The following is a 2,913-nucleotide window of genomic DNA, read 5'->3' as shown; positions in this document are numbered from 1 at the left end:
ATACCATAAATGTCGTTTGATCATATTAAAACAGAGAAAAAATGGCGTAAGTACTGGATAGAAAATAAAACGTTTAAAACGAATGTGCAGTCTGATAAGGAAAAATTTTATGCTTTAGATATGTTCCCATACCCTTCTGGTGTTGGTTTACATGTTGGACACCCTGAAGGTTATACGGCGACAGACATCTTATCAAGAATGAAAAGAATGCAAGGGTATGAGGTTTTACACCCAATTGGATGGGATGCATTTGGTTTACCTGCGGAGCAGTATGCTTTGGACACTGGTAATGATCCAGCAGAATTTACCGAGAAAAATATTAATACGTTTCGTCGTCAAATACAGGATTTAGGATTTTCTTATGACTGGGATAGAGAAGTAAATACGACTAATCCTAACTATTATAAATGGACACAATGGATTTTCCTGAAATTATATGAAAAAGGTTTAGCGTATGTTGATGAAGTTCCAGTTAATTGGTGTCCAGCTTTAGGAACTGTTTTAGCAAATGAAGAAGTAATTGATGGCAAAAGTGAGCGTGGTGGTCATCCAGTTGAAAGAAAACCAATGAAGCAATGGATGTTAAAAATTACGGCGTATGCGGATCGACTATTGGAAGATTTAGATGAGTTAGACTGGCCAGAAAGCATTAAAGACATGCAGCGCAATTGGATTGGTCGTTCAGAAGGTGCTGAAATAACATTTAAAATTGCCGAACATAGTGAATCTTTTACTGCCTTCACGACACGACCTGATACACTATTTGGCGCTACATATGCCGTACTGGCTCCAGAACACCCTTTATTGGATAAAATTGTAACTAACGATTATAAACAAGCAGTTGATGCCTATTTGAATAAGGTAAAAACAAAAAGCGATTTAGAAAGAACGGATTTAGCTAAGGACAAAACTGGTGTCTTCACCGGCGCTTATGCGATAAATCCGATTAACGGGGAGAAATTACCTATATGGGTAGCTGACTACGTGTTAATGACGTATGGTTCTGGGGGCAATTATGGCAGTTCCTGCACACGATGAACGAGATTATGAATTCGCCAGAAAGTTTCAATTAGAGATAATTACAGTTGTAGATGGCGGAAATGTTGAATCAGAAGCATATACTGGAGACGGTCCTCACATTAATTCGGAATTTTTGAATGGCTTAAATAAAGATGAGGGAATCTCAAAAGCAATTAGTTGGCTTGAAGAAAATAATTTAGGTAAACGACAAGTAACTTACCGTCTTCGGGATTGGTTATTTAGTCGTCAACGATATTGGGGGGGTGAACCTATACCGATTATACATTGGGAAGATGGTACCATGTCTGCTGTTAGTGAAGATGAATTACCAATAGTTCTCCCTAAAACAACAGAGATCAAACCTTCAGGTACAGGAGAATCGCCACTTGCAAATATTGAAGGATGGATACATGTAGTTGATCCTGTTAGCGGTATGAAAGGACGCCGCGAAACCAATACGATGCCACAATGGCAGGGAGCTGCTGGTATTTCTTGCGATATATTGACCCTGACAATGCAGAAAAACTGGCTGATTACGATTTATTGAAAGAATGGTTACCAATAGATGTTTATATTGGTGGAGCTGAACACGCTGTTCTTCATTTGTTATATGCACGATTCTGGCATAAATTTTTATATGATATTGGTGTAGTACCAACGAAGGAACCTTTCCAAAAATTATATAATCAGGGTATGATACTTGGTGAAAATAATGAGAAGATGAGTAAGTCTAAAGGAAATGTAGTAAATCCAGATGAAATTGTAGAATCACACGGTGCTGATACATTGCGATTATATGAAATGTTTATGGGACCTCTTGATGCTTCTATTGCCTGGTCTACAAATGGATTGGACGGTGCAAGGAGATTTTTGGATAGAGTTTGGAGATTGATTGTTACAGATAACAACGATATTGAAGAAAAAATTACACAGAATGATCGTGCAGATGATTTAGAGAAGGTCTATCATGAAACAGTTAAAGTAGTAACTCATAATTTTGAGGATTTACGTTTTAATACAGGGATCTCGCAAATGATGGTATTTGTTAATGAAGCTTATAAAGCAAAGGAAATTCCAAAAAATTATGTGGAAGGCTTTGTGAAGTTACTATCACCAGTAGCGCCACATGTAACTGAAGAGTTGTGGAAGTTATTAGGTCATGAAGAAACATTAGCGTTTGCACCGTGGCCACAGTATGATGAGTCGAAGCTAGTGCAAAATGAAGTTGAAATTGTTATTCAAATTATGGGAAAAGTTCGCGCTAAATTAATGATTGATAAAAATGCTTCAAAAGAAGAAACGGAACAAAAGGCAATGGAATTAGAAACTATCAAAGAACGGATTGAAGGAAAAACTATTCGTAAAATAATAGTGGTTCCAGGAAAACTGGTTAATATAGTAACTAATTAATTAAACAAGCTTGGATAAAAGTACTTTCATAAAAGCAAAACACGAACGATACTCAATTCGATCGTTCGTGTTTTGCTTTGAATGGTGATTTTGAGAGTATATAAGTGTTTAGCAATTGCTACTGCTTGTCCGCTTGCGCTCTTGATTTGTTCTACAACCATTAAAACTGTTAACTATTTAAACTTTCTAAACGAATATTCTTTCTCATGTGCCTCATTCTATGATACATCATTTAGTTTTGTGGCAGGATGTAATAGATATGTTATGCTGAGTTTTTAGTTTGATTAAGGTTTTAAAAATAATAATTCAATTTGTTGTTGACACATTAATTAGAAATATGATATATTATTAGTCGTCGCTGAAAACGACATAACAAAAATATCATTTTTGAAAAACAACAGGAATTCAAATTACTTTTTAAAAGTTATTGACATTAACTGCTGAGGATGATATGATATATAAGCTGTCACAAACGACAGTTGC

At 35.8% G+C, this 2,913-nt stretch carries 1 pseudogene; it reads left to right on the top strand.

From position 1 onward, the window contains the following. Window positions 1-9: 9 nt before the first annotated feature. Window positions 10-2,430: pseudogene (gene leuS / locus JCM21714_RS17630) on the top strand (leucine--tRNA ligase). The last annotated feature ends 483 nt before the right edge of the window (window positions 2,431-2,913 follow it).

The organism is Gracilibacillus boraciitolerans JCM 21714, from assembly GCF_000521485.1.
GTDB lineage: Bacteria > Bacillota > Bacilli > Bacillales > Amphibacillaceae > Gracilibacillus > Gracilibacillus boraciitolerans.
This window is presented reverse-complemented; position numbering and strand designations above follow the sequence as displayed.